The sequence below is a fragment of the Rhodococcus sp. NPDC057529 genome (assembly GCF_042802055.1).
GTDB lineage: Bacteria > Actinomycetota > Actinomycetes > Mycobacteriales > Mycobacteriaceae > Rhodococcus_F.
On the sequence record NZ_JBHVEY010000006.1, the window covers coordinates 241,964 to 263,047 of the forward strand.

17 protein-coding genes are annotated in these 21,084 nt (G+C 68.6%); 6 read left to right on the plus strand and 11 right to left on the minus strand.

All coding sequences use genetic code 11. From position 1 onward, the window contains the following. The first annotated feature begins 91 nt into the window (after positions 1 to 91). Genes lysX through ACFU5V_RS14220 form a run of 4 tightly spaced genes read left to right on the plus strand, consistent with a single transcriptional unit; the run spans position 92 to position 5,551 of the window. Positions 92 to 3,436 (plus strand): bifunctional lysylphosphatidylglycerol synthetase/lysine--tRNA ligase LysX, encoded by a 3,345-nt coding sequence (gene lysX, locus ACFU5V_RS14205; RefSeq protein ID WP_378699996.1) that lies wholly within the window; start codon positions 92 to 94, stop codon positions 3,434 to 3,436. After that, the gene (locus ACFU5V_RS14210) at positions 3,433 to 4,113 is read left to right on the plus strand and encodes a DUF998 domain-containing protein (RefSeq protein WP_378699998.1); all 681 of its coding nucleotides are present in this window, start codon (positions 3,433 to 3,435) and stop codon (positions 4,111 to 4,113) included. The genes lysX and ACFU5V_RS14210 overlap by 4 nt, the downstream gene beginning before the upstream one ends. Positions 4,114 to 4,127: 14 nt before the next feature. Beyond that, the gene (locus ACFU5V_RS14215; RefSeq protein WP_378700174.1) at positions 4,128 to 4,946 is read left to right on the plus strand and encodes an alpha/beta fold hydrolase; all 819 of its coding nucleotides are present in this window, start codon (positions 4,128 to 4,130) and stop codon (positions 4,944 to 4,946) included. A gap of 5 nt (positions 4,947 to 4,951) precedes the next feature. After that, complete coding sequence (locus ACFU5V_RS14220) at positions 4,952 to 5,551, plus strand: histidine phosphatase family protein (protein WP_378432558.1); 600 nt, start codon at positions 4,952 to 4,954, stop codon at positions 5,549 to 5,551. A 16-nt stretch (positions 5,552 to 5,567) separates the two neighbouring features. On the opposite strand, the gene ACFU5V_RS14225 is transcribed toward ACFU5V_RS14220, so the two are convergent. The 5 genes from ACFU5V_RS14225 to ACFU5V_RS14245 all read right to left on the minus strand — a co-directional run bounded on the left by ACFU5V_RS14225 (position 5,568) and on the right by ACFU5V_RS14245 (position 10,125). After that, positions 5,568 to 6,794 carry an Hsp70 family protein gene (locus tag ACFU5V_RS14225; RefSeq protein ID WP_378700001.1) on the minus strand — a complete coding sequence of 409 codons (1,227 nt, stop codon included), beginning with the start codon at positions 6,792 to 6,794 and terminating at the stop codon, positions 5,568 to 5,570. 71 nt (positions 6,795 to 6,865) lie between these two features. Continuing rightward, entirely contained in the window at positions 6,866 to 8,326 is a 1,461-nt protein-coding gene (locus tag ACFU5V_RS14230; RefSeq protein WP_378700003.1) for an Hsp70 family protein, read from the minus strand. 233 nt (positions 8,327 to 8,559) lie between these two features. Then, on the minus strand, positions 8,560 to 9,261 hold the full coding sequence (locus tag ACFU5V_RS14235) for a dienelactone hydrolase family protein (RefSeq protein ID WP_378700005.1): 702 nt from the start codon (positions 9,259 to 9,261) through the stop codon (positions 8,560 to 8,562). Positions 9,262 to 9,272: 11 nt separating this feature from the next. Further along, positions 9,273 to 9,566 carry a putative quinol monooxygenase gene (locus ACFU5V_RS14240; RefSeq protein WP_378432562.1) on the minus strand — a complete coding sequence of 98 codons (294 nt, stop codon included), beginning with the start codon at positions 9,564 to 9,566 and terminating at the stop codon, positions 9,273 to 9,275. Positions 9,567 to 9,627: 61 nt separating this feature from the next. Next, complete coding sequence (locus tag ACFU5V_RS14245; RefSeq protein WP_378700008.1) at positions 9,628 to 10,125, minus strand: hypothetical protein; 498 nt, start codon at positions 10,123 to 10,125, stop codon at positions 9,628 to 9,630. Positions 10,126 to 10,156: 31 nt separating this feature from the next. Between ACFU5V_RS14245 and ACFU5V_RS14250 the strand changes: the two genes are divergently transcribed. After that, positions 10,157 to 11,065 (plus strand): SDR family NAD(P)-dependent oxidoreductase, encoded by a 909-nt coding sequence (locus ACFU5V_RS14250; protein ID WP_378700010.1) that lies wholly within the window; start codon positions 10,157 to 10,159, stop codon positions 11,063 to 11,065. Positions 11,066 to 11,074: 9 nt separating this feature from the next. Here the strand turns inward: ACFU5V_RS14250 and ACFU5V_RS14255 are convergent, their stop codons facing one another. Beyond that, positions 11,075 to 11,914, minus strand: coding sequence for an SDR family oxidoreductase (locus ACFU5V_RS14255; protein ID WP_378700012.1), 840 nt, complete (start codon positions 11,912 to 11,914; stop codon positions 11,075 to 11,077). A gap of 1 nt (position 11,915) precedes the next feature. Then, complete coding sequence (locus ACFU5V_RS14260; protein ID WP_378700014.1) at positions 11,916 to 12,359, minus strand: hypothetical protein; 444 nt, start codon at positions 12,357 to 12,359, stop codon at positions 11,916 to 11,918. Positions 12,360 to 12,475: 116 nt separating this feature from the next. Here ACFU5V_RS14260 and ACFU5V_RS14265 point away from each other — a divergent pair, with 116 nt between their 5' ends. Beyond that, entirely contained in the window at positions 12,476 to 13,141 is a 666-nt protein-coding gene (locus ACFU5V_RS14265; protein WP_378700016.1) for a TetR/AcrR family transcriptional regulator, read from the plus strand. A 32-nt stretch (positions 13,142 to 13,173) separates the two neighbouring features. On the opposite strand, the gene ACFU5V_RS14270 is transcribed toward ACFU5V_RS14265, so the two are convergent. The 4 genes from ACFU5V_RS14270 to gltB all read right to left on the minus strand — a co-directional run bounded on the left by ACFU5V_RS14270 (position 13,174) and on the right by gltB (position 20,784). Next, positions 13,174 to 13,623: an acyl-CoA thioesterase gene (locus ACFU5V_RS14270; RefSeq protein WP_378432569.1), complete on the minus strand. Its 450-nt coding sequence runs from the start codon at positions 13,621 to 13,623 to the stop codon at positions 13,174 to 13,176. Between the two features lie 22 nt (positions 13,624 to 13,645). Next, positions 13,646 to 14,560, minus strand: a complete 915-nt coding sequence (locus ACFU5V_RS14275; RefSeq protein WP_378432588.1) for a cutinase family protein — start codon at positions 14,558 to 14,560, stop codon at positions 13,646 to 13,648. Between the two features lie 181 nt (positions 14,561 to 14,741). Continuing rightward, positions 14,742 to 16,193: a glutamate synthase subunit beta gene (locus ACFU5V_RS14280; protein WP_378700018.1), complete on the minus strand. Its 1,452-nt coding sequence runs from the start codon at positions 16,191 to 16,193 to the stop codon at positions 14,742 to 14,744. Then, a complete protein-coding gene (gene gltB / locus ACFU5V_RS14285; RefSeq protein WP_378432573.1) occupies positions 16,186 to 20,784 on the minus strand; it encodes a glutamate synthase large subunit in 4,599 nt (1,532 codons plus the stop codon). The genes ACFU5V_RS14280 and gltB overlap by 8 nt, the downstream gene beginning before the upstream one ends. Between the last annotated feature and the right edge of the window lie 300 nt (positions 20,785 to 21,084).

Here is a 21,084-nt window from a genome sequence, read left to right on the forward strand (position 1 = left end):
ACCCAAATCGCGGCCCGACGGCTCACACTGAACACTGGAACATCTGTCTCCCGTGATCGGTACGTATCTCTCGCCGGGAAGGAAACGCTCGATGTCAGCTAGCACCGAGACACACCACGCGTCCGAGGCGGCCGTCCCCACCGCACCACGGCCCCGGCCCGCACTCGGCTCGAAGAGCGGGCGCCTGCACCAGGTTCCCCACATCGCGGGACTGATCCTGGGCGTCTTCTCGGTGCTCGTGTTCCTGTGGAGCATCTCACCGGTGCTGCGCTACTACGTGCACGTGCCGCGGGAGTACATCGACACCTACTACTTCGATGCCCCCGACACCAGCCTGTCGTGGGCGCTGGTGGTCGCGCTGCTCGCGGCGGCGCTGGCGAGCCGCAAGCGCATCGCGTGGTGGCTGCTGACGCTCTATCTGACTCTGATCCTGATCACCAACGTGATCGTGAGCATCACCGACCGGAACGTGAACGCGATGGTCGCCGCCGTGGTCCAGGTGGTGCTGATCGGCATCCTCATCGCGGCCCGGCCCGAGTTCTACACCCGGGTCCGGCGCGGCGCAGGCTGGAAAGCGCTGGGCGTGCTCATCGTCGGACTCGCCATCGGCACCCTCGTCGGGTGGGGACTCGTCGAACTGTTCCCCGGCACCCTGCCGCAGGGCGAGCGTTTCCTGTGGGCGCTCAACCGCGTGACCGCGCTCGCCGCCGCCGACAACGAACAGTTCAGCGGTCGCCCGCACGGATTCGTCAACACCCTCCTCGGCCTGTTCGGCGCGATCGCCCTCCTCGCCGCCGTCATCACCCTGTTCCGCGCCCAGCGCTCCCACAACGCGCTCACCGGCAACGACGAATCGGCGCTGCGGGGACTGCTGTTGCAGTACGGCGCCGACGACTCCCTCGGCTACTTCGCCACCCGCCGCGACAAGGCCGTCGTGTTCGCACCGAGCGGGAAAGCGGCCATCACGTACCGCGTCGAACTCGGTGTGTGCCTGGCCAGCGGGGATCCGATCGGCGACCCGGAGGCGTGGCCGCACGCGATCGAGGCGTGGCAGGCACTCGCATCCCAATACGGTTGGGCCACCGCCGTGATGGGCGCCAGCGAGACCGGGGCCACCGCCTACAACAAGGCCGGTCTCACCGTCCTCCAACTCGGTGACGAAGCGATCCTCCGCACCCGCGAGTTCAACCTCAGCGGACGCGACATGCGGCAGGTCCGCCAGGCCGTGACCCGCGTCCGCCGCCAGGGCGTCACCGTCCGGATCCGCAGGCACCGCGACGTTCCCCCCGAGGAGATGGCCGAGGCCATCCGGCTCGCGGACGCCTGGCGCGACACCGCGACCGAGCGCGGCTTCTCGATGGCGCTCGGCCGGCTCGGTGACCGCCTCGACGGCGACTGCCTGCTCGTGGAGGCCATCGCCGAGGACGGTGAGATCGACGGCATCCTGTCGCTGGTTCCGTGGGGACCCACGGGCGTCTCGCTCGACCTGATGCGCCGCAAGCCGACCTCCCCCAACGGGGTGGTCGAGTTGATGGTGTCCGAACTGGCCACCACCTCCGACCAATTCGGCATCACCAAGGTGTCGCTGAACTTCGCGGTGTTCCGCTCGGTCTTCGAGGAGGGCTCCCGCATCGGCGCCGGACCCATCCTGCGGATCTGGCGCTCGATCCTCGTCTTCTTCTCCCGCTGGTGGCAGCTCGAGGCGCTGTACCGCTCCAACGTGAAGTACCAGCCGGAATGGGTGCCGCGGTTCCTCTGCTTCGAGGACAACCGGGAACTGCTGCGCGTCGGATTCGCCTCGGCCGTCGCGGAAGGGTTCGTGACGTTGCCCCGGTTCGGCCGCTCCGGAACCCACGACGCCATCGCTCACACCGGCCACCACGCCGCGGTCCCCGCCGCACTCGTCGCCGCCGAGGGACTGCACTCCGACGGCAGCGCACCCGGCGAGGGCCTCGCACCGACGGCGACCGGACCGAAACGTCCCGAGCAGGTCCGCGTCCGGCTCGACAAGTTGGCCGGCCTCGCGGAACAGGGAATCGACCCCTACCCGGTCGCGTACCCACCGTCCCACACGGTGTCCGAGGCCGTGGAGTCGCCGGAAGGGACCACCGTCCGCATCGCCGGCCGCCTGCTCCGGATCCGCGACTACGGCGGCGTCGTGTTCGCCGTGGTCCGGGACTGGTCCGGCGACATCCAGATCCTCGTCGACGAGGCGCGGGTGGGTACCGACCGAATCCGGGCGTTCGCCGCCGAATTCGACCTCGGGGACCTCGTCGAGGTCGCCGGCGTCATCGGGTACAGCCGTCGTGGTGCGCTGTCGCTGCTCGCGAACGAGTGGCGCATGACCGGCAAGTGCCTGCACCCCCTGCCCGACAAGTGGAAGGGCCTGTCCGACCCGGAAACCCGGGTGCGGCAGCGGTACGTCGACCTCGCCATCAACTCGGACGCCCGCCGCCTGCTCGAGGCCCGCAGCGCCGTCGTGAAGTCGCTGCGCGATTCGCTCGGCGGCCGCGGATTCCTCGAGGTGGAGACCCCGATCCTGCAGCAGGTGCACGGCGGCGCCAACGCGGCCCCGTTCCTCACCCACATCAACGCCTACAACCTGGACCTGTACCTGCGGATCGCGCCGGAGCTGTACCTCAAACGGCTGTGCGTCGCGGGCATGGAGAAGGTGTTCGAGATCGGCCGCGTCTTCCGCAACGAGGGCGTCGATTTCAAGCACAACCCGGAATTCACGATCCTCGAGGCGTACGAGGCGCACAGCGACTACGAGAAGATGATGGTCCTGTGCCGGGAGCTCATCCAGACGGCGGCGGTCGCGGCGTACGGGCGCGAGATCATCATGCGGTCGGGCCCCGACGGCACGCTCGTGGAGGTCGACATCTCCGGCGAATGGCCCGTCAAGACGATGCACCAGGCGGTCGCCGAGAAACTCGGCGTCGACGTCTCCCCCGAGACACCGCTCGCGGAACTGCACCGGCTCTGCGACGAACACGAGATCCCGTACCAGTCCGCGTGGGACGCCGGCGCCGTGGCGCAGGAAATGTACGAGCACCTGGTGGAGGACTACACCGAGTTCCCCACGTTCTACACCAACTTCCCCACGTCGATGTCGCCGCTGACGCGTCCGCACCCCACGATTCCGGGGGTCGCGGCCAAATGGGACCTCGTCGCGTGGGGCGTCGAACTCGGCACCGCCTACAGCGAACTCACCGACCCGGTCGATCAGCGGAACCGCCTCACCGAGCAGTCGATGCTCGCGGCCGGCGGCGACGAGGAGGCGATGGAACTCGACGAGGACTTCCTGCAGGCGCTCGAACACGCCATGCCGCCGACCGGTGGTCTCGGCATGGGCGTCGACCGGGTGGTCATGCTCATCACCGGCGGCAGCATCCGCGAAACCCTCGCCTTCCCCCTGGCCAAGCCGAGGCAATGACCGCCCGTGGCCGGGTGGCCGTCGCGGCACTGCTGATCCTCGGCGCCGTGGGCTACGCGTCGTGGCTGCTCGAATTCGTCCTCGACACCGGCATCGATCCACTGCGGGGGTTCGCGAGCGAACTCGCCGCCGCGGACCAGCCGTACGGATTCTGGTTCCGGACCGGCGACCTGGTGACCGGATGCATCGTCGCCGTGGCCGGGGTGCTCGGACTGTCGCGGTACTCCCAGGGCTGGGTGACGGCGGTCGGTTGGGTCGCGCTGATCGTGTTCGCTGCCGCGACCATCGCCGATTCGCGCCTGCCGATGAGTTGCGCGGCCACCACCGACGCCGTGTGCGCCGCGCGCGAATCCGCCGGGCACCTGCCGCTCACCCACGATCTACACGCCATGACCAGCGCGTCCGCGTCGACGGGAGCCGTGGTGTCGTGCCTCGCGTTCCTGCTGGCCGCGTTCCGGTACGGCTGGCCGACCTGGTTGAAACTGACCGGCGGGGCCGTGGCGATCGTGTTCGTCGGGGGCACGGTGTGGACGCTGACGGCCGCCGGACTGCGCGGCCAACAGGACGCCTGGCTCGGGCTCGGCCAGCGCGTCCAACTGCTCGCGTTCTGCGGGTGGCTGATCTTCGTGGCGCTCAGCGTGATTCACGTCACCCCGGAAAGGGATGGTTCCACGTGAAACGTCCTGGGGAAATGGTCGCGGGAGTACACGTGGTGATCGACGGCGACGGCCCACCCGTCGTCCTCTACGGCGGCCTCGGCGGGAACTGGTTCGACTGGGACGACGTGGTCGAACTGCTGTCCGAGACCTGCCTCGTCGTGCGGATCGATCGACCCGGGTACGGACTCAGTCCGCCGTCCGCCGAGCGGCCGTCCGCTCGCGGTGAGGCCGACAGAATCGCCGGCGTTCTCGACGCGCTTCGGGTGACCACGCCGGCGGTGCTCGTCGGCCACTCGCTCGGCGGCATCTACGTCGAGGCGTTCGCGCGGCTGTACCCCGAGCGGACCGGCGGCGTGATCCTGCTCGACGCCACCGTCACCACCCGCCCGCACCGCGTGATCCCGACCCGGTGGCGCGTCACGGCAGGCAGGCGGGTGGCCCGGGCGGCCAGCGCGGTGGGACTGCAGAAACTTCTCGGCCCCACGGTCCGCCGGGTCCTGAACCATTCGACCCCACCCGGCGGGGTCGCCCCCGACACCCGCCGGTGGGTCGAGCGGATCTACCGCGAGCCCGCATACCTCGAATCCTCGATCGTCGAGAACGCGTCGTACCCGGCGCTGGCCCAGGAACTGGCCGCGCTGCGCGAGACCACGACGATCACGGCGCCCGCCGTCGTGGCCGCCGCCCACACCGGACGCCCGACGCCCTGGGGGTCGGCGTGGATCCGCACGCAGAAGCAGTTCGCGCAATTCCTGGGCGCCACATTCCGCGTCGTGCGCCCCGCGCACCACCACGCGATGATCGATCAGCCCGGCCAGATCGCGGCGCTGGTGCGGGAGCTGGCAAGCTGAGCTGCGTGCAACTGCTATTGATCCGCCACGCGCTGCCCGAGCTCGTCACCGCGTCCGACGGGCGCGCGGACCCCGCACTGACCGAGGAAGGTCACGCCCAGGCCAAGCGGCTGCCCGCCGCGCTGGCCCCGTACCGCATCGCCCGGATCGTGAGCAGCCCGCAACGCCGCGCACTCGAGACGGCGGCGCCGGTCGCCGAGGCGCTCAACCTTCCCGTCACCGAATACGTCGGGCTCGCGGAATACGACTACGACCTCGACCACTACATCCCGTTCCACGAAGCGGAGGCACGGGCACCGGAGGCCTACGCACGCATCCGGGCAGGCGAGTTCCCCGAGTCCGTCGACGCCGACGCATTCCGCACCAGGGTGTTCGAGTCCCTCGGCCGCATCGTCGACGAGTCCGGCCACGAGGACACCGTCGCGGTGTTCGCCCACGGCGGCGTCGTCAACGTGTTCCTGCAGCAGCTTCTCGGCCTCGACCGGCCTCTCGTGTTCCCAATCGAGTACGTGTCCGTCACGCGGGTGCTCGTCTCCCGCAACGGCGAGCGACGGGTCGCGTCGGTCAACGAGACCGGCCACGTCCGGGACATGCTGCGCCGGTAGCACCCGCCCCGATCCGCTAGAGGCCCGGAATCCGGGGCAGCGGCGGTAGCGGCGGGGGCGGTGGGAGGGTCGGCAGCTGAATCTGCGGCAGACCGGGAATGAGGGGCCGCGGGGCGGGGGCCGGTGCGGGCGCCGGTTCCGGCACACTCGCCTCCTCCTGGGCCGGCTCCGGAATCGACACCGCGGCCGGCGGCGGCGCCACCGGCGACGGCGCGGGCGACGGTGACGCCTCCTCCGCGCTCGGCTGCGTGGCGGCGGGTTGCGCTTCGCCCTCCGCGCCCCGCAACTGGTTGCCGTAACCGAGACCGAGACCGATCACCGCGACGACCGCCAGCGCACCACCGGCCAGCGCACCGGCCCGGATCACCGGCTTGGCGAACCTCCCGGCGGCAGACGGGGCCCCGACCCGGCCCGAGTACTCCTGCGCCAGCACCGCGGCACCTTCCGCCGCGACCAGTTCGGGTTGTGCGGGCACGATCACCGGGAGCGCGAGCCACGACTCCATCAGCGACGCCACCAGCGGGATGTGCGCGCCGCCCCCGATCAGAACCACCGCGTCCGGTCTGCGTCCGGACGAGTCGATCACTTCACGCGCCAGACGCGCCGACGCCTCCACCGGGCGGACGATGAGCGAATCGAGATTGTCCTGCGAGAGCAGCAGCAGACCGCCGTCGCCGGGCACGCAGACCGCGGTGTTGGTGGACAGTTCCTCCTTGGCCCGCCGGCAGCGCTCGGTAAGCGCCCACTCCGCGGCCTCGTCGACCGGGCGGGCAATGCGTTCCTGCTCGAGCTGGTGGTCGCGGATCAAGCGGTCGATGCCGTCGCCGCTGATCTCCTCGGTCCGTGCCGCGGCGAGGGCCTCCCCGGTGTGCCGGTCGACGACCGTGACGGTGAGGCCGGAACTGCCGAGGTCGTAGAACACGAGCGTCGAATGGTCGTCGAGCTGTCCCGACGCCTCGAGCTGCCGGAGCACCGCCGTCACCTCCGGGACCAGCCGGCAGTCGCCCATCGCGGCCTGCACGGCAGCGGCTTGCGCCTGATCGCGATACGCGACACCGATCGCCTGCACCTCGTCGGCGGCAGGGCATTGGGCCATCACCGTTTCGATGGAATCGGCAACCAGCTGTTCCGGGTGGGTGTGAGCAGAATCCACGGGAAACGACCGGAATACGGCCCCCTCGTCGTCCGGGAACGCCACGCGCACCGCGCTGGCACCGACGGATACACCCAGAACTGAAACCATGACCAGACTATAACGGTTTGGTCACGACAAGCATGTCGGGGCCTCGCGACGACCGCCGTCGTTATAACGGATCAGAGCCCGGGGATCCGCGGCAATTCCAACGGAGCGGGCGGCGGAATCGTCGGCATCTGGAACTGCGGCAGACCCGGGATCAGCGGAGCGGGTTCCGTCGTCGTCGGCGGAGCCGACGTGTCGGTCGGCGCGACGCTCTGCGTGTCGGGAGCGGCCGGCGCCTGCGTCGGACTCTGCATCCACGTCTGCGGCTGGTACGTGCTGCGCACCTCGGTCTGCGGCGGGATCACCGGCTGCTCGTCGACCACCGACGGAGCCGCCTCCACGGGCGCGGGGACTTCCGCGGTCGTCGTGGGCTGCGGCGGTGCCGCCTGCTGCGCGGCGGGCGCCTCCGTCGCGGCCGGCTGCGCGTCCTCCTCGGAACCCTGCAGAAGGTCGATGCCGAAGCCGAGTCCGAGACCGACCGCGGCGACCACGCCAACGCCTGCGAGGACGAGGCCACGACGCTTCCGGGCCGGGGCGATCACCTCGTCCGAGTTCGAGTGCGGGGACGAGGCCCACAGGGCCTGCGTCTCCGGTTCCGGTTCGGGTTCCAGCTCCAGTTCCGGCTCGTGCGCCGGCTCCGGCTCGTGCTCCGGCTGGGGCAGAGGTACCAGGAACTCGTCGAACGTCGGGAGCGCCAGCAGGGCCGCACCCTCGGCCGCCACCAATTCGGGCTGCGCGGGGACGATCACGGGAAGGTCGAGCCAGGACTCCATCACCGACGCGACCAAGGGAATGTGCGCGCCGCCGCCGATCAGCACCGCGGCGTCGGGGACGCGTCCCGAGCGGCGGATGACCTCGCGCGTGAGGCGCGCCGACGTCTCGACGGGACCCACGATGAGCGAATCGAAGGTGTCCTGCGACAAAAGCAGCAGACCGCCCTCGCCGGGCATGCACACGGCGCCGTTGCTGGACAGCTGCTCTTTCGCGTCGCGGCACCGCGCGGCGAGCGCGAAGGCGGCCGCAGCGTCGGCGGGGTGCGCGAAGCGGTGCAGTTCGAGTTGGTTGTCGCAGATCAGCCGGTCGACGAGGTCGCCGCTGATCTGATCCGAGCGGGCACTACTCAGCACCATGCCGGTGTCGCGGTCGAGGACGGTGACGGTGAGACCCGAACTGCCGAGGTCGTAGAACACGAGCGTGGCGTGGTCACCGAGTTCCCCGGACATCTCCAGCATCTGCAGCGCGGCGGTGACTTCGGGGACCAGTTGGAAGTTGCCGATCTGCAGCCGCGCCATCGCGGCCTGCATGGCACCGGCCTGCGCGTCGTCCTGGTACGCGACGCCGATGGCCTCCACCTCGTCGGCCTCGTCCCGCTCGGCGAGCACCGTCCCGATGGACTCGGCGGCCAGTTCCGCCGGTCGTTCGAGTGTTGCGGTCACCGACCGTGATTGGAAGGTCGGGGTTTCGAGGCTCACGGCGTCGTGGCACGCGAAGCGCACCGCGCTGGCGCCGACGGATACACCGAGAACTGAAGTCATGCCGCCGACTATAACGGTTCGATTACGGGTCTCGCGCAGGAAGGAGACCGGACGCCACGTCAGGCGGGGTTTTCGACGTACTCCTGTGACGCACATCGTATTCCCGGCGACGCACCGGCGTCGAAACCTGCGGAAACGCGGCGCCCGAGACGCGGCGAACGCAACACGCCGTGATCTGTCTGATTCGTGGACGAATGTCGCGTTGCCGTACACCCGAGGAGATTCGGCGGCGATCAGTCGGTTCCGGCTGCGCGTGTTCCGTCGACGTGGGTGCCGAACCACTGCAGCGTTCGCGCCCATCCGTCCCGGGCGGCCGCCTCGTCGTACACGGCGGGCCGGTCGTCGCAGTGGAAGCCGTGTTCGGCCTCGGGGTAGCGGACGATGTCGGTGTCGACCGGTGCGTGGGCGGCGGCGGTGCGCAGTTCCTCGACCTCCTCGGCCGGGATCCCCTTATCGCGGTCGCCGAACAGGCCCAGCCACGGCGTCCGGAGACGGCCGGCGGCGTCGAGTTGCGTCGGATACCCGAACCGCCCCTTCGCGATGCCGCCGCCGTAGAAACTCGCCGCCGCGCCCAGGTCGAGGCGGGTCGCCGTGTGGAACGCGACCGTCCCGCCCATGCAGAATCCGACGATCGCCGTGTTCCGCGGTTCGATCGAGGCCGCCGACAGAGCCGCGACGGCCCCGTCGACGTCCTCGTCGATGTGCTCCGCGGTGAGCTCACCGATCAGCGACATCGCCGACTTCAGGTCGTCGTAGGCCAGCACCGGATACCCGCCCCGGTGGAACAGGTGCGGCGCGACGGCGTGATACCCGGCCACGGCGAAACGACGGCAGACGTCGACGATGTGCTCGGTGACGCCGAACGCCTCCTGGATGACGACGACGCCGCCGCGGACCGGACCTTCGGGGGCGATGACGGTGAGTGGTGTGGTCACGAAATGTGACTCTAGGAAACCGGCTTCAGCGGGTGGATTCCCGGTGCCCCGGCGAGGTGCTCACCGAACGTCCCGAGTGCGGCCTGGAAGTGCGGCGACTGCATGTGCGCGTCGAGCGCCTCCTGGCCGGTCCACACCTCCACGGTGACGAAGGTTCCCGCGACCGCGGCCGATTCGAAGACCTCGTACGAGATGCAGCCCTCCTCCTTGCGGCTCTCCGCGGCCAGCGCGGACAGTCCGCCGCCCACAATGTCCTCGGAGCCGGGCTTGGCAGGAATGGTCGCTACGACATGCAGATCGGACATCGACTCCCTTTCGTGAACGCCACCTCGTGTGGCCCGTCTCACGTAAGCACAGTTGGGTCGGCTAGGAAACCCGAAGTCGCGTCAAATAATCGGTGACCTTCGGTTCGTCCCAGCCGTGCGCCTCACGGAGACCGTCCGCGATGGTCGCGAGATAGGCGGGCGCGGGCGCATTCCTGGCGACGACGTCGCCGCGGGCGCGGGTGGTGAACGTGCGCATGGGGACGCCGTTGCGGCATCCGACCGTGACCAGGCGGTCGTAGCAGGCGGGTTCCTGCGCGTGAATGTCCTCGAACTGTTCCCGCGTCACCAGAAAGGCGCGGGCCGCGACGGTGCCGGGTGCGTCGGGGTCGTAGAACGCGCGGCCGCCGCCCCAGATCCGCGACTCTCCCGCGAAGAACACCGTGCCGGGTATCACCACCGGCATCGACGCCCGTGGGGCACGCGCGTCGCGGGCGCCCGCGTGCACGAGGTTGCCCCCGGCCGGGCGCCCACCACGCAGGTAGCAGGTCAGACGCGTCGCAGCCATGTTCGACCCATAGCTGACGTACCAGATCAGCACACAAACGACCGTACTCGGACAAGATGGTCACATGAGTCTTCTCGGCGAAGTCAGGGCCTGGCGCAGCGGTGCACGGAAGCATCACCGTCTGCGGGATCTCGACGGCACTCTCGTCGTCGTCACCGGCGGCGGCAGTGGGATCGGGCGCGAGACCGCGCTGGCGTTCGCGTCCGAAGGTGCCGTGGTGGTGGTCGCCGATCGCGATCTCGAATCCGCGCAGCAGACCTCCGATCTCATCAACTCCGCCCAGATGAAGGGCGGCGGCGCCGTCGCCATCTTCGGTGGCGGCTCCCACGCGTATCAGGTGGATGTCGCGGTGGAGGACGAGGTGCAGCGCTTCGCGGAGACGGTGCAGGCCGAGCACGGCACCCCCGACGTCGTGATCAACAACGCCGGAATCGGATATTCGGGAACGTTCACGAAGACGCCGCAGAAGGACTTCGAGCGGGTGATGGACGTGAACTTCTGGGGAGTCGTCTACGGTTGCCGCGCGTTCGCCGAGCAGATGATCGAACGCGGAACCGGCGGGCACATCGTGAACCTGTCGTCCGCCGCGGCGTTCACGCCGCAAAAGCGACTCACCGCGTACGCGACGAGCAAGGCCGCGGTGTTCATGCTCTCGGATTGTCTCCGAGCGGAATTGGTGAATCACGGCATCGGCGTCAGCGCCATCTGCCCGGGACTCGTCCACACCAACATCATCCAGGCCACCGACTTCGCCGGCGCCACCCCGGAGGAGCAGGCGAAGATGCGCGACCGCACCGACCAGCTCTATCGCAAACGTGGTTTCACCCCGGACCGGGTGGCGACCCAGATCGTGAAGGCCGTCAAGTCCGACAAGGCCGTCGTCCCCGTCACGTCCGAAGCCAAGTTCGGGCGCGCGCTGAGCCGCCTCGCGCCGGGCAGCATGCGGCTCGGCGCCCGCCTCGACCTCGGCTGATCCGAGACGTCAGAGAGTGGGCGCCTGCACCCGGCCGGTGTAGGCGTCCATGCTGTGATAGACACCGAGCCGGTCGGCCAGGCGGTCCCAGGCACGCACCGGCAGGACGGCTTTCGCGACCCGCGACAGGTACAGCGACCGCGGCAGCATCAGCAGCGGCGTGCCCTGCCGCATCGCCAGCCACGACCGGACCGTGACGTCTTCCGGGCTGAGGATCGGGGCGAACAGCGGGTTCTTCACGCCGTCGAACATGCCGGTCGAGATGTAACTCGGGCACACCGTCGTGACCTTGACGTGCCCGTGGCCGGCCTGGACCAGTTCGAGTCGCAGCGAATCGCTCCACCCCAGGACGGCCCATTTCGACGCCGCGTACACCGCCATTCTCGGCGTCGCGACGGTCCCGGCGGCCGACGCGATGTTCACGATGCGGCACTCCCGGCCGCGGTCCTCGATCATGGCGGGCAGGAACTCGTTGGTGACGTACATCGGCGCGAGCGTGTTGACGTCCATCACGAATTTCGTGTCCGACTCGTGGTCGTGCTCCCAGAAGTACTTGCCGCGCACCACCCCGGCGTTGTTGACGAGCACGTCGGGACGGCCGAACGCACCCCTCACCTCGGCGGCCGCGGTGCGGACCGAGTCGAGGTCGCCGACGTCGACGACCCGCGCACTGACAGCACACCCCGATTCGCGCAGCTCCTGTGCGGTGCGTTCGAGCCCGTCGGCGTCGATGTCCCACAACACGACCGCGGCGGCGTCGTCGGCGGCCGCGAGGCGGGCGAAGAGCCGTCCCATCCCCATTGCCGCCCCGGTGATCAGGACCGTCCGGCCCGCTGCCGAGAATCCCACGTCATGCTCTCCTTCGGTCGAGACCGGCCCGGTCGGCGGGCTCGTAGTAGAGGGTTTCCATCCGGTCCTTCAATGCGACCTGCGCGCGGCGCAGCGCTTGCCACACGACCGGTGCGGCCACCCCGCCGAGCAGTTGTCCGGCCGGCCTGCCGGGTGAGTGGTAGCGGAAGTCGACGGTGAGTTCCGTTTCGTCCTCGCTGAGGGCGGCGAACGTCCAGACCGATTCGTGCACGCCGTGATCGGCCTCGACGACGAGGCGGCGACCCGGATCCGACGCGGTGATCCGGCCGCGGGACGGCAGCGTGACCGGGCCGAGCACGGTCTCCGCGTCGGCGAGGTATTCGAACGCCATCGGGGGCGGGACGACGATCACCGTGGCGCTGCGCAACCCGATCATCGAACGCCCGGGCCTGCGGGGGCCGGACAGGCAGAGCTGAATGGACAAGGCGGTGTTCCCAACGTGTCGGCGTCCGAGCTGCAGAGTGTGTGGTACATCGATGTACCGCATACTGGTGACGCTATACGGAAACACCGCCGCAGGGAAGACTACGATTCGATTCGATGACGAACCCCCAGCAAGACGCCGGTGACGGGCGCGCTGCCCGTTGGCGCGGCCAACGCGAGAAGCGGCGCTCGGAGTTCGTCGAACGAGCACTCGTCGCCATCGCCGAAGAAGGTCCCGACGTGTCGGTCGCGACGATGGCCGTCTACGCCGAGGTCGCGCGCACGCGCATCTACCGGCACTTCGAAGACAGCACCGACCTCCGGAACGCCGTCGCACGCCGGGTCGCCGCGATGATGCTCCTCGAATACGCGCCCGTGATCACCATCGACGGCGCGCCGCACGCGATCCTCACCCGCGCCGCCCGCACCCACCTCGACTGGGTCACCGAACACGCCAACCTGTACCGCTACCTGATGTCGTTCTCCCCCGCCGCCGAAGAGGTGCGACGGGCCATCACCACCGCCGTCGCCGACATGCTCCGCCCCTACCTGGATGCGCTCGGCACCCCTGCCACCGCGACGCCTCTGGCCAACGCGCTGATCGGGATGGTCGAGTCGGTGGCGGTGGACTGGATCGAACGACCGGGCGGCACCGACGTCGGCACCCTGACCGAACAGCTCGCCGCGTGGGCGTGGGCACTGGTCGACACCACCATGCGCGGCCGCGGCGTCGTCCTCGATCCCGACCTTCCCCTACCGGCCCCCGACGCCCTCCGCACGTGAGTGGGAAAGCGTCCCGGAACACACTTTGCCGCTCACGTGCGGGACCAGCGGGCCAGGTACTCGCGCTCGGTGGGAGTGATGCGGCGTAGCCGCTGGGCATCGACGTCCGCGACGGCCATCTGCGTGGTCGCGGTGACGGCGGGCGGGTCGGTGAGCGCGGCACGGGCGCCACGAACCTCGTAGCCGATGGTGAAATCGACGGCCCGGTGCTGGGCGATCCACATCGTGACCCGCAGCGGGCTGTCGGAATGCCGCAACTGCGCCCGGTACTTCACGTGGATGTCGGCGATGAACGCGCTCGTGATGAGCGACGAGTTCTCGCTGCCCTCACTGAGCAGCCAGTCGATCCGGGCCTCCTCCAGCAGCGTCACCATCCGTGCGTGGTTGACGTGCTGAAAGGCATCCATGTCGGACCACCGGACGGTCACGAAGGCGTCGTAGCCGACGAAGGCGGCGGGGGTGTCAGTCACGCTGGACATCATCCCCCGCCGCCTTCGGTGGAACTCACGCGATGTCGCGCAACCAGTTCCTCAGCCACGTCGTGGCGGGCGTACCCGCACCGTCGACGGCGTAGCTGGTGTAGTCCTGGTGGGCCTGCGACTTGTAGAACTGCTCGAGTTCGTCGATGCGCTTCTCGTTGGACGGCTCGTCCAGCTGAGCCATCAGCGCGGGCACACCGCCGACCGCGAGGAGATCGTTCCAGATCGCGAGGGCCTCTTCCTGGTACCGGCCGAACAGCGACGGCGTCGGATCCGACGTCTGCGCGAGGAAGCCCGCGAACCGTGTCACGAAGTCGTCCTTCGGCGTGGAGCAGTACAGGTCGCCGTACGCGCAGAACGTGCGCGTGTTCTGGCTGACCCAGCCGAACCCGCCGATGCGGGGACCGCCGGCGCCGCTGCCGGCCACGGCGGGGCCGACGAGGGCGTCGGTCGGCGACCGCCGCGGATCGGAGACGAGTCCGACGGCCGCGATCTTGTCGGCCGGAACGACACCGAGGCCGGTGCCGATCTCCGCGGCGAGATCACCCGCGGCGTCGGCGCCCTGGCTGTAGCCGATGATCGACAGCTTCGTGTCCGGGCACTGCTGCGCCATCGACGACAACATGCCCTTGGCGTTGGTGACCGCCTGCGCCTTCGAGCGCCCGTACACGTCCGACTCCCACGGGAACGCCGTGGCGGCGTACGTGACGTAATCGGTGCGGATCGACGACGGCAGGCCGTTGGTGACCGCGGACAGCAGACCCGGAGTCGGCTTGACATTGGCCTTGGTGGACGTTTCCCACGTCCCCGGAATGGCGACCACGTACAGGCTCGGGCAGGGGTCCGCGTTCGCCACTGCGCTCGTACCCACCACCCCCGACACCACCGGGATGGCCGCGGCAGCGGCCACTGCGGTCAAGAATGCGATAACCCGTCTCATTGCCATGGCATCAACCTGTTCTCCCCTTCGCCGTCCAGCAGACGGGATGCTGCCAGGACGACGTGACCTAAAGATGCACGATCGGTAAATGAACGTTACCGACCGAACGTGACCCCCGCACGATAAACCGGCACCCCGGTAGGAAAACCTACCGGGGTGCGGATTGTACTGGCGGTTACAGCTACCGCTGCGGGGCGGTGGTGGTCTCGATCGGAGACGGCAGCGCCGTCTTGCCCTCGAGGTACGTATCGACCGCTGCGGCCGCGGAGCGACCCTCGGCGATGGCCCACACGATCAGCGACTGTCCGCGTCCCATGTCGCCGGCCACGAAGACACCGTCGACGTTGGTGGCCCACTTCGCGGAGCGGGCGACGTTGCCGCGCTCGTTGAGGTCGACGCCGAGATCCGTGAGCAGGCCCGGCTTCTCGGGTCCGACGAAGCCCATCGCCAGCAGAACGAGGTCGGCCTCGAGCTCGAAGTCCGAGCCCTCGACCTTCTCGAAACGACCCGACTTCATCTCGACCTCGTGGGCCTTCAGTGCGGTCACCTTGCCGTCGGCACCGACGAACCGTTCCGTGTTCACGGAGAAGAGGCGTTCGCCGCCTTCCTCGTGAGCGGACGCGACGCGGTACATCAACGGGTACGTCGGCCACGGGGTGTGCTCGGCGCGGGTCTCGGGCGGTCTCGGCATGATCTCGAACTGGTGAACGCTCTCGGCACCCTGGCGGTGCGAGGTGCCCAGGCAGTCCGCGCCGGTGTCGCCGCCACCGATGATGACGACCTTCTTGCCCTCCGCGGTGATGGTCGGCTGCTCCAGATCGCCGAGCTGCACGCGGTTGGCGATCGGCAGGAATTCCATCGCCTGGTGGATGCCGTCCAGCTCGCGGCCGGGGATCGGCAGGTCGCGGGCCTCGGTGGCACCGCCGGCCAGGACCACGGCGTCGAACTGCGCGCGCAGTGCGTCCGCGGTGATGTCGACACCCACGTTGACACCCGTCTTGAAGACGGTGCCCTCGGAGTTCATCTGGTCGAGACGGCGATCGATGTGCCGCTTCTCCATCTTGAACTCGGGGATGCCGTACCGCAGGAGCCCGCCGATGCGGTCGGCCCGCTCGAACACGGTGACCATGTGCCCGGCGCGCGTCAGCTGCTGCGCTGCAGCGAGACCCGCGGGACCGGAACCGACGACGGCGACCTTCTTGCCCGTCGAACGCGTCGGGTGCACCGGCTTGACCCAGCCCTCGTCGAAGGCGCGGTCGATGAGCTCGACCTCGACCTGCTTGATGGTGACGGGGTCCTGGTTGATGCCCAGGACGCACGACGCCTCACAGGGTGCGGGGCACAGCCGCCCGGTGAACTCCGGGAAGTTGTTGGTCGCGTGCAGACGCTCGATGCCGTCGTGCCACCGGTCCTTGTACACCAGGTCGTTCCACTCGGGAATCAGGTTCCCCAGCGGACAGCCGTTGTGGCAGAACGGGATACCGCAGTCCATGCACCGGCTGGCCTGAGTCTTCAGGGTGTCCGACGAGAACTCCTCGTAGACCTCGTTCCAGTCGAGCAGACGCAACGGCACCGGCCTGCGAACCGGAAGTTCGCGCGACGTGTGCTTCAGGAAGCCGCTTGGATCACCCACGAGCTGCCTCCATCACTGCCTCGTCCACGTTCTTTCCATCCTTCTTCGCGGCCTCGATGGCCAGGAGCACCTTCTTGTAATCGCGGGGCATGACCTTCGCGAAATGATTGACCTGCTGCGACCAGTCGGAGAGGATGCGCGCGGCAACCTCGGAGCCCGTCTCGTCGCGGTGACGCTCGATGGCGGACTTCAGCCAGGTGAAGTCGTCACCCGTCAGGTCCTCGAGATCCACCAGTTCGGTGTTCAGGTTGTCCTCGAACGCCTTGTCGGGGTTGTAGACGTACGCGACACCACCGGACATGCCGGCACCGAAGTTGCGTCCCGTCGCACCGAGGATGACGACCTTTCCGCCGGTCATGTATTCGCAACCGTGGTCGCCGACACCTTCGACGACGGCGGTGGCACCGGAGTTGCGGACCGCGAACCGCTCGCCCACGACACCGCGGAGCAGAGCCTCACCGCTCGTGGCACCGAACAGGATCACGTTGCCGCCGATGATGTTGTCCTCGGCGACGAACCCGGGCGCGGTCTCCAGCGGCGGGCGCACCACGAGGCGTCCACCGGACAGGCCCTTGCCGACGAAGTCGTTGGCGTCGCCGTGCAGGCGCAGGGTCATGCCCTTGGGGACGAACGCACCGAAGCTGTTACCGGCCGAACCGGTGAACGTGATGTCGATCGTGTTGTCCGGCAGTCCGTCGCCGCCGTACGCCTTCGTCACCTCGTGGCCGAGCATGGTGCCGACCGTCCGGTTGACGTTGGTGATCGGCGACTCGAACGTGACCTTCTCGCCCTTGTCGAGAGCGTTGCGGCTCTGGACGATCAGCTGCTGGTCGAGCGCCTTGTCGAGGCCGTGATCCTGGGTGCCCGTGCAGTACAGGTCCTGGTCCATGAACGCCGACTCGGTCTCGTGCAGGATCGGCGACAGGTCGAGGTTGCCGGCCTTGCTGCCCTTCCAGTGCGCGAGCGCCTTCGTGGTGTCGAGGACGTCCACCTGCCCGACGGCCTCGTCGAGGGTGCGGAAGCCGAGCTCCGCGAGAAGCTCGCGCACCTCTTCGGCGATGAAGAGGAAGAAGTTCTCCACGAACTCCGGCTTGCCGTTGAACCGCTTGCGCAGCACCGGGTTCTGCGTCGCGACACCCACGGGGCAGGTGTCGAGGTGGCAGACCCGCATCATGATGCAACCCGACACCACCAGCGGCGCGGTCGCGAAACCGAACTCCTCGCCACCGAGCAGCGCGGCGACCATGACGTCGCGGCCCGTCTTGAGCTGGCCGTCGACCTGCACGACGATGCGGTCGCGCAGACCGTTCAGCAGCAGCGTCTGCTGGGTCTCGGCGAGGCCGAGCTCCCAGGGTGCGCCCGCGTGCTTCATCGACGTCAGCGGGGTGGCACCGGTGCCACCGTCGTGACCGGAGATCAGCACGACGTCCGCGTGTGCCTTGGACACACCCGCGGCGACGGTGCCGACACCGACCTCGGACACCAGCTTCACGTGGATCCGGGCCTGCGGGTTGGCGTTCTTCAGGTCGTGGATCAGCTGCGCGAGATCCTCGATCGAGTAGATGTCGTGGTGCGGCGGCGGCGAGATCAGCCCGACACCGGGCGTGGAGTGCCGGACCTCGGCCACCCACGGGTACACCTTGTGCGCCGGCAGCTGGCCGCCCTCACCGGGCTTCGCTCCCTGCGCCATCTTGATCTGGATGTCGGTGCAGTTCGTCAGGTAGTGCGACGTGACACCGAAGCGTCCCGACGCGACCTGCTTGATCGCGGACCGGCGCCAGTCACCGTTCTCGTCCGGCGTGAACCGGGCCGGGCTCTCGCCGCCCTCACCGGAGTTGGAGCGACCGCCGAGGCGGTTCATGGCGATGGCGAGCGTCTCGTGCGCCTCGGCGGAGATGGAGCCGTAGCTCATCGCACCGGTCGAGAAGCGCTTGACGATCTCGGTGGCGGGCTCGACCTCGTCCAGCGGGACGGGCTCGCGCACGCCCTTCTTGAACTCGAAGAGGCCGCGCAGCGCTGCGAGGCGCTCGGACTGGTCGTCGACCAGCTTCGTGTACTCCTTGAACACCTCGTACTGCCCGGTGCGCGTGGAGTGCTGCAGCTTGAACACCGTGTCCGGGTTGAACAGGTGGTACTCGCCCTCACGACGCCACTGGTACTCGCCGCCCACCTCGAGCTCGCGGTGCGCGCGCTCCTCGGGACGGTCCAGGTACGCGTTCGCGTGGCGGACGGCGACGTCGGCGGCGATCTGGTCGAGGCCGATGCCGCCGAGGCTCGACTGCAGGCCGGTGAAGTACTCGTCGACCAGTTCCTGCGACAGGCCGATGACCTGGAACAGCTGGGCGCCGGTGTAGGACGCCAGGGTGGAGATGCCCATCTTGGACATCACCTTGAGCACACCCTTGCCCGCGGCCTTGATGTAGTTCTGGATGGCCTTGTCGAGGGTGACGCCCTGCAACTCGTTGTTGCGGACGGCCTCGTCGACGGTCTCGAACGCCATGTACGGGTTGACCGCCGCCGCACCGAAACCGATGAGGAGCGCCATGTGGTGCACCTCGCGGGCGTCGCCGGCCTCGACGATGAGACCGACCTTGGTGCGGGTCTTCTCGCGCACCAGGTGGTGGTGCACGGCCGACGTCAGCAGCAGCGACGGGATGGGCGCGTACGTCTCGTTCGACTCACGGTCGGACAGGACGACGAGGCGCGCACCACCGGCGATGGCCTCCGACACCTGGTAGCGGACGTCGTCGAGGGCCTTGCGCAGGCCCGCTCCGCCCTCGGCCACCGGGTACAGACCGCGGACGATGACGCTGCGGAAGTTCGGGAATTCGCCGTCGTCGTTGACGTGAATGAGCTTCGACAGGTCGTCGTTGTGCAGGATCGGCTGCGGCAGGAAGATCTGCCGGCAGGACTCCGCGGTGGGGTGCAGCAGGTCGTGCTCGGGGCCGATGGTGCCGCCGAGGCTGGTGACGACCTCCTCGCGGATGGCGTCGAGCGGCGGGTTCGTGACCTGCGCGAACAGCTGCGAGAAGTAGTCGAACAGCATCCGCGACCGCGACGACAGCACGGCGATCGGAGTGTCGGTACCCATGGAGCCGAGAGCCTCGGCACCGGAGATCGCCATCGGCTTGACGAGGAGGTTGACCTCCTCGTTGGTGTACCCGAACATCTGCTGACGCAGAACGACGCGCTCGTGCGACATGTAGGTGTACGGGCGGTCCGGCAGGTCGTTCATGTGGGTCAGACCCTGATCGAGCCACTCCTGGTAGGGGTGCTCGGCGGCCAGTTCCGACTTGATCTCGTCGTCGCTGATGATGCGACCCTCGGCGGTATCGACGAGGAACATGCGGCCGGGCTGCAGCCGGATCTTCTTCACGACGGTGGCCGGGTCGATCGGCAGGACGCCGACCTCGGACGCCATGACGACGAGGTCGTCGTCGGTCACCCAGAGGCGGGACGGGCGCAGGCCGTTGCGGTCGAGGACGGCGCCGATGACGGTGCCGTCGGTGAAGCACACCGACGCCGGTCCGTCCCACGGCTCCATGAGCGACGAGTGGTACTGGTAGAACGCCCGGCGTGCGGGGTCCATGCTCTCGTGCCGTTCCCAGGCTTCCGGGATCATCATCAGCACGGCGTGCGGCAGGCTGCGGCCACCGAGGTGCAGCATCTCGAGCACCTCGTCGAAGCGCGCCGTGTCGCTGGCACCCTTCGTACAGACCGGGAAAATCTTCTCCAACTGATCGCGACCGCCGAAGATGTCGCTGTCGATGAGCGCCTCACGGGCGCGCATCCAGTTCTCGTTGCCGGTGACGGTGTTGATCTCACCGTTGTGGGCCACGCGCCGGAACGGGTGGGCCAGCGGCCACGATGGGAACGTGTTGGTGGAGAAGCGCGAGTGCACGAGGCCGAGGGCCGACTCGAGGCGCTCGTCCTGCAGGTCCAGGTAGAAGCCCTTGAGCTGGGGGGTCGTGAGCATGCCCTTGTAGACGAACGTCTGGCTCGACAGGCTCGGGAAGTACACGGTCTCGCGACCGGGGCCGTCCTTGCCTGCGCCTTCGCTGCCCAGTTCGTGCTCGGTGCGCTTACGGACGACGTAGGCGCGGCGCTCGAGGTCGAGTCCGCTGAGGGCGTCGTTCTCGCTGCCGATGAAGATCTGCCGGAACGTCGGCATGGCGTCGCGGGCAAGGGCGCCGAGCGACGAGTCGTCGGTCGCGACCTCACGCCAGCCGAGGACCTTCAGGCCCTCGCTCTCGACGATCTTCTCGACGGCTTCGGCGGCACGCTGCGCGTCGGCCTTGCTCTGCGGCAGGAACGCGATGCCGGTGGCGTACGTGCCTTCCGCGGGCAGCGGAAAGTCGACCACGGCGCGGAAGAACTTGTCCGGGACCTGGAGGAGGATGCCGGCGCCGTCACCCGTGTTGGGTTCGGAGCCCGCGGCACCACGGTGCTCGAGGTTCACCAGCGCGGTGATCGCCTTTTCGACGATGTCCCTGCTGCGGCGGCCCTTCATGTCCACGACGAACGCGACACCACAGGAGTCGTGCTCGTTCGACGGGTGATACAGCCCCTGGGGGCCTGGAAGTTGCTTCATACCTAGCCTTCGTATGCCAAAAGATGCACCGACGACCAGCAGCGCTGATGGCCATCAACTTGCAATGCAGGTGCCGTCACGACGTGCTCGGCACCACCGATCGGCTATCGCCCTTTTGCAGCACGCTGGGTGTGGTCCTCGCACCAGGCGACGTGGCTTTTCGGTCGGGTCGGACTTTCGTGGGTCCAACGTGTAACGAAAACGATAATTCAGAACCCCTGACGAAACACAACTTAGGTTGGCCTATTTACCCTCTGAACTGGGCATTGTCGAGGGCGGACCTCGTCCGACTGCACTGAG

Coding starts and splice junctions, on each gene's coding strand:
- lysX (WP_378699996.1), top strand. CDS start 92: ATGTCAGCTAGCACCGAGACACACCACGCGTCCGAGGCGGCCGTCCCC.
- ACFU5V_RS14210 (WP_378699998.1), top strand. CDS start 3,433: ATGACCGCCCGTGGCCGGGTGGCCGTCGCGGCACTGCTGATCCTCGGC.
- ACFU5V_RS14215 (WP_378700174.1), top strand. CDS start 4,128: ATGGTCGCGGGAGTACACGTGGTGATCGACGGCGACGGCCCACCCGTC.
- ACFU5V_RS14225 (WP_378700001.1), bottom strand. CDS start 6,794: ATGGTTTCAGTTCTGGGTGTATCCGTCGGTGCCAGCGCGGTGCGCGTG.
- ACFU5V_RS14230 (WP_378700003.1), bottom strand. CDS start 8,326: ATGACTTCAGTTCTCGGTGTATCCGTCGGCGCCAGCGCGGTGCGCTTC.
- ACFU5V_RS14240 (WP_378432562.1), bottom strand. CDS start 9,566: ATGTCCGATCTGCATGTCGTAGCGACCATTCCTGCCAAGCCCGGCTCC.
- ACFU5V_RS14250 (WP_378700010.1), top strand. CDS start 10,157: ATGAGTCTTCTCGGCGAAGTCAGGGCCTGGCGCAGCGGTGCACGGAAG.
- ACFU5V_RS14265 (WP_378700016.1), top strand. CDS start 12,476: ATGACGAACCCCCAGCAAGACGCCGGTGACGGGCGCGCTGCCCGTTGG.
- ACFU5V_RS14270 (WP_378432569.1), bottom strand. CDS start 13,623: ATGATGTCCAGCGTGACTGACACCCCCGCCGCCTTCGTCGGCTACGAC.
- ACFU5V_RS14275 (WP_378432588.1), bottom strand. CDS start 14,560: ATGAGACGGGTTATCGCATTCTTGACCGCAGTGGCCGCTGCCGCGGCC.
- gltB (WP_378432573.1), bottom strand. CDS start 20,784: ATGAAGCAACTTCCAGGCCCCCAGGGGCTGTATCACCCGTCGAACGAG.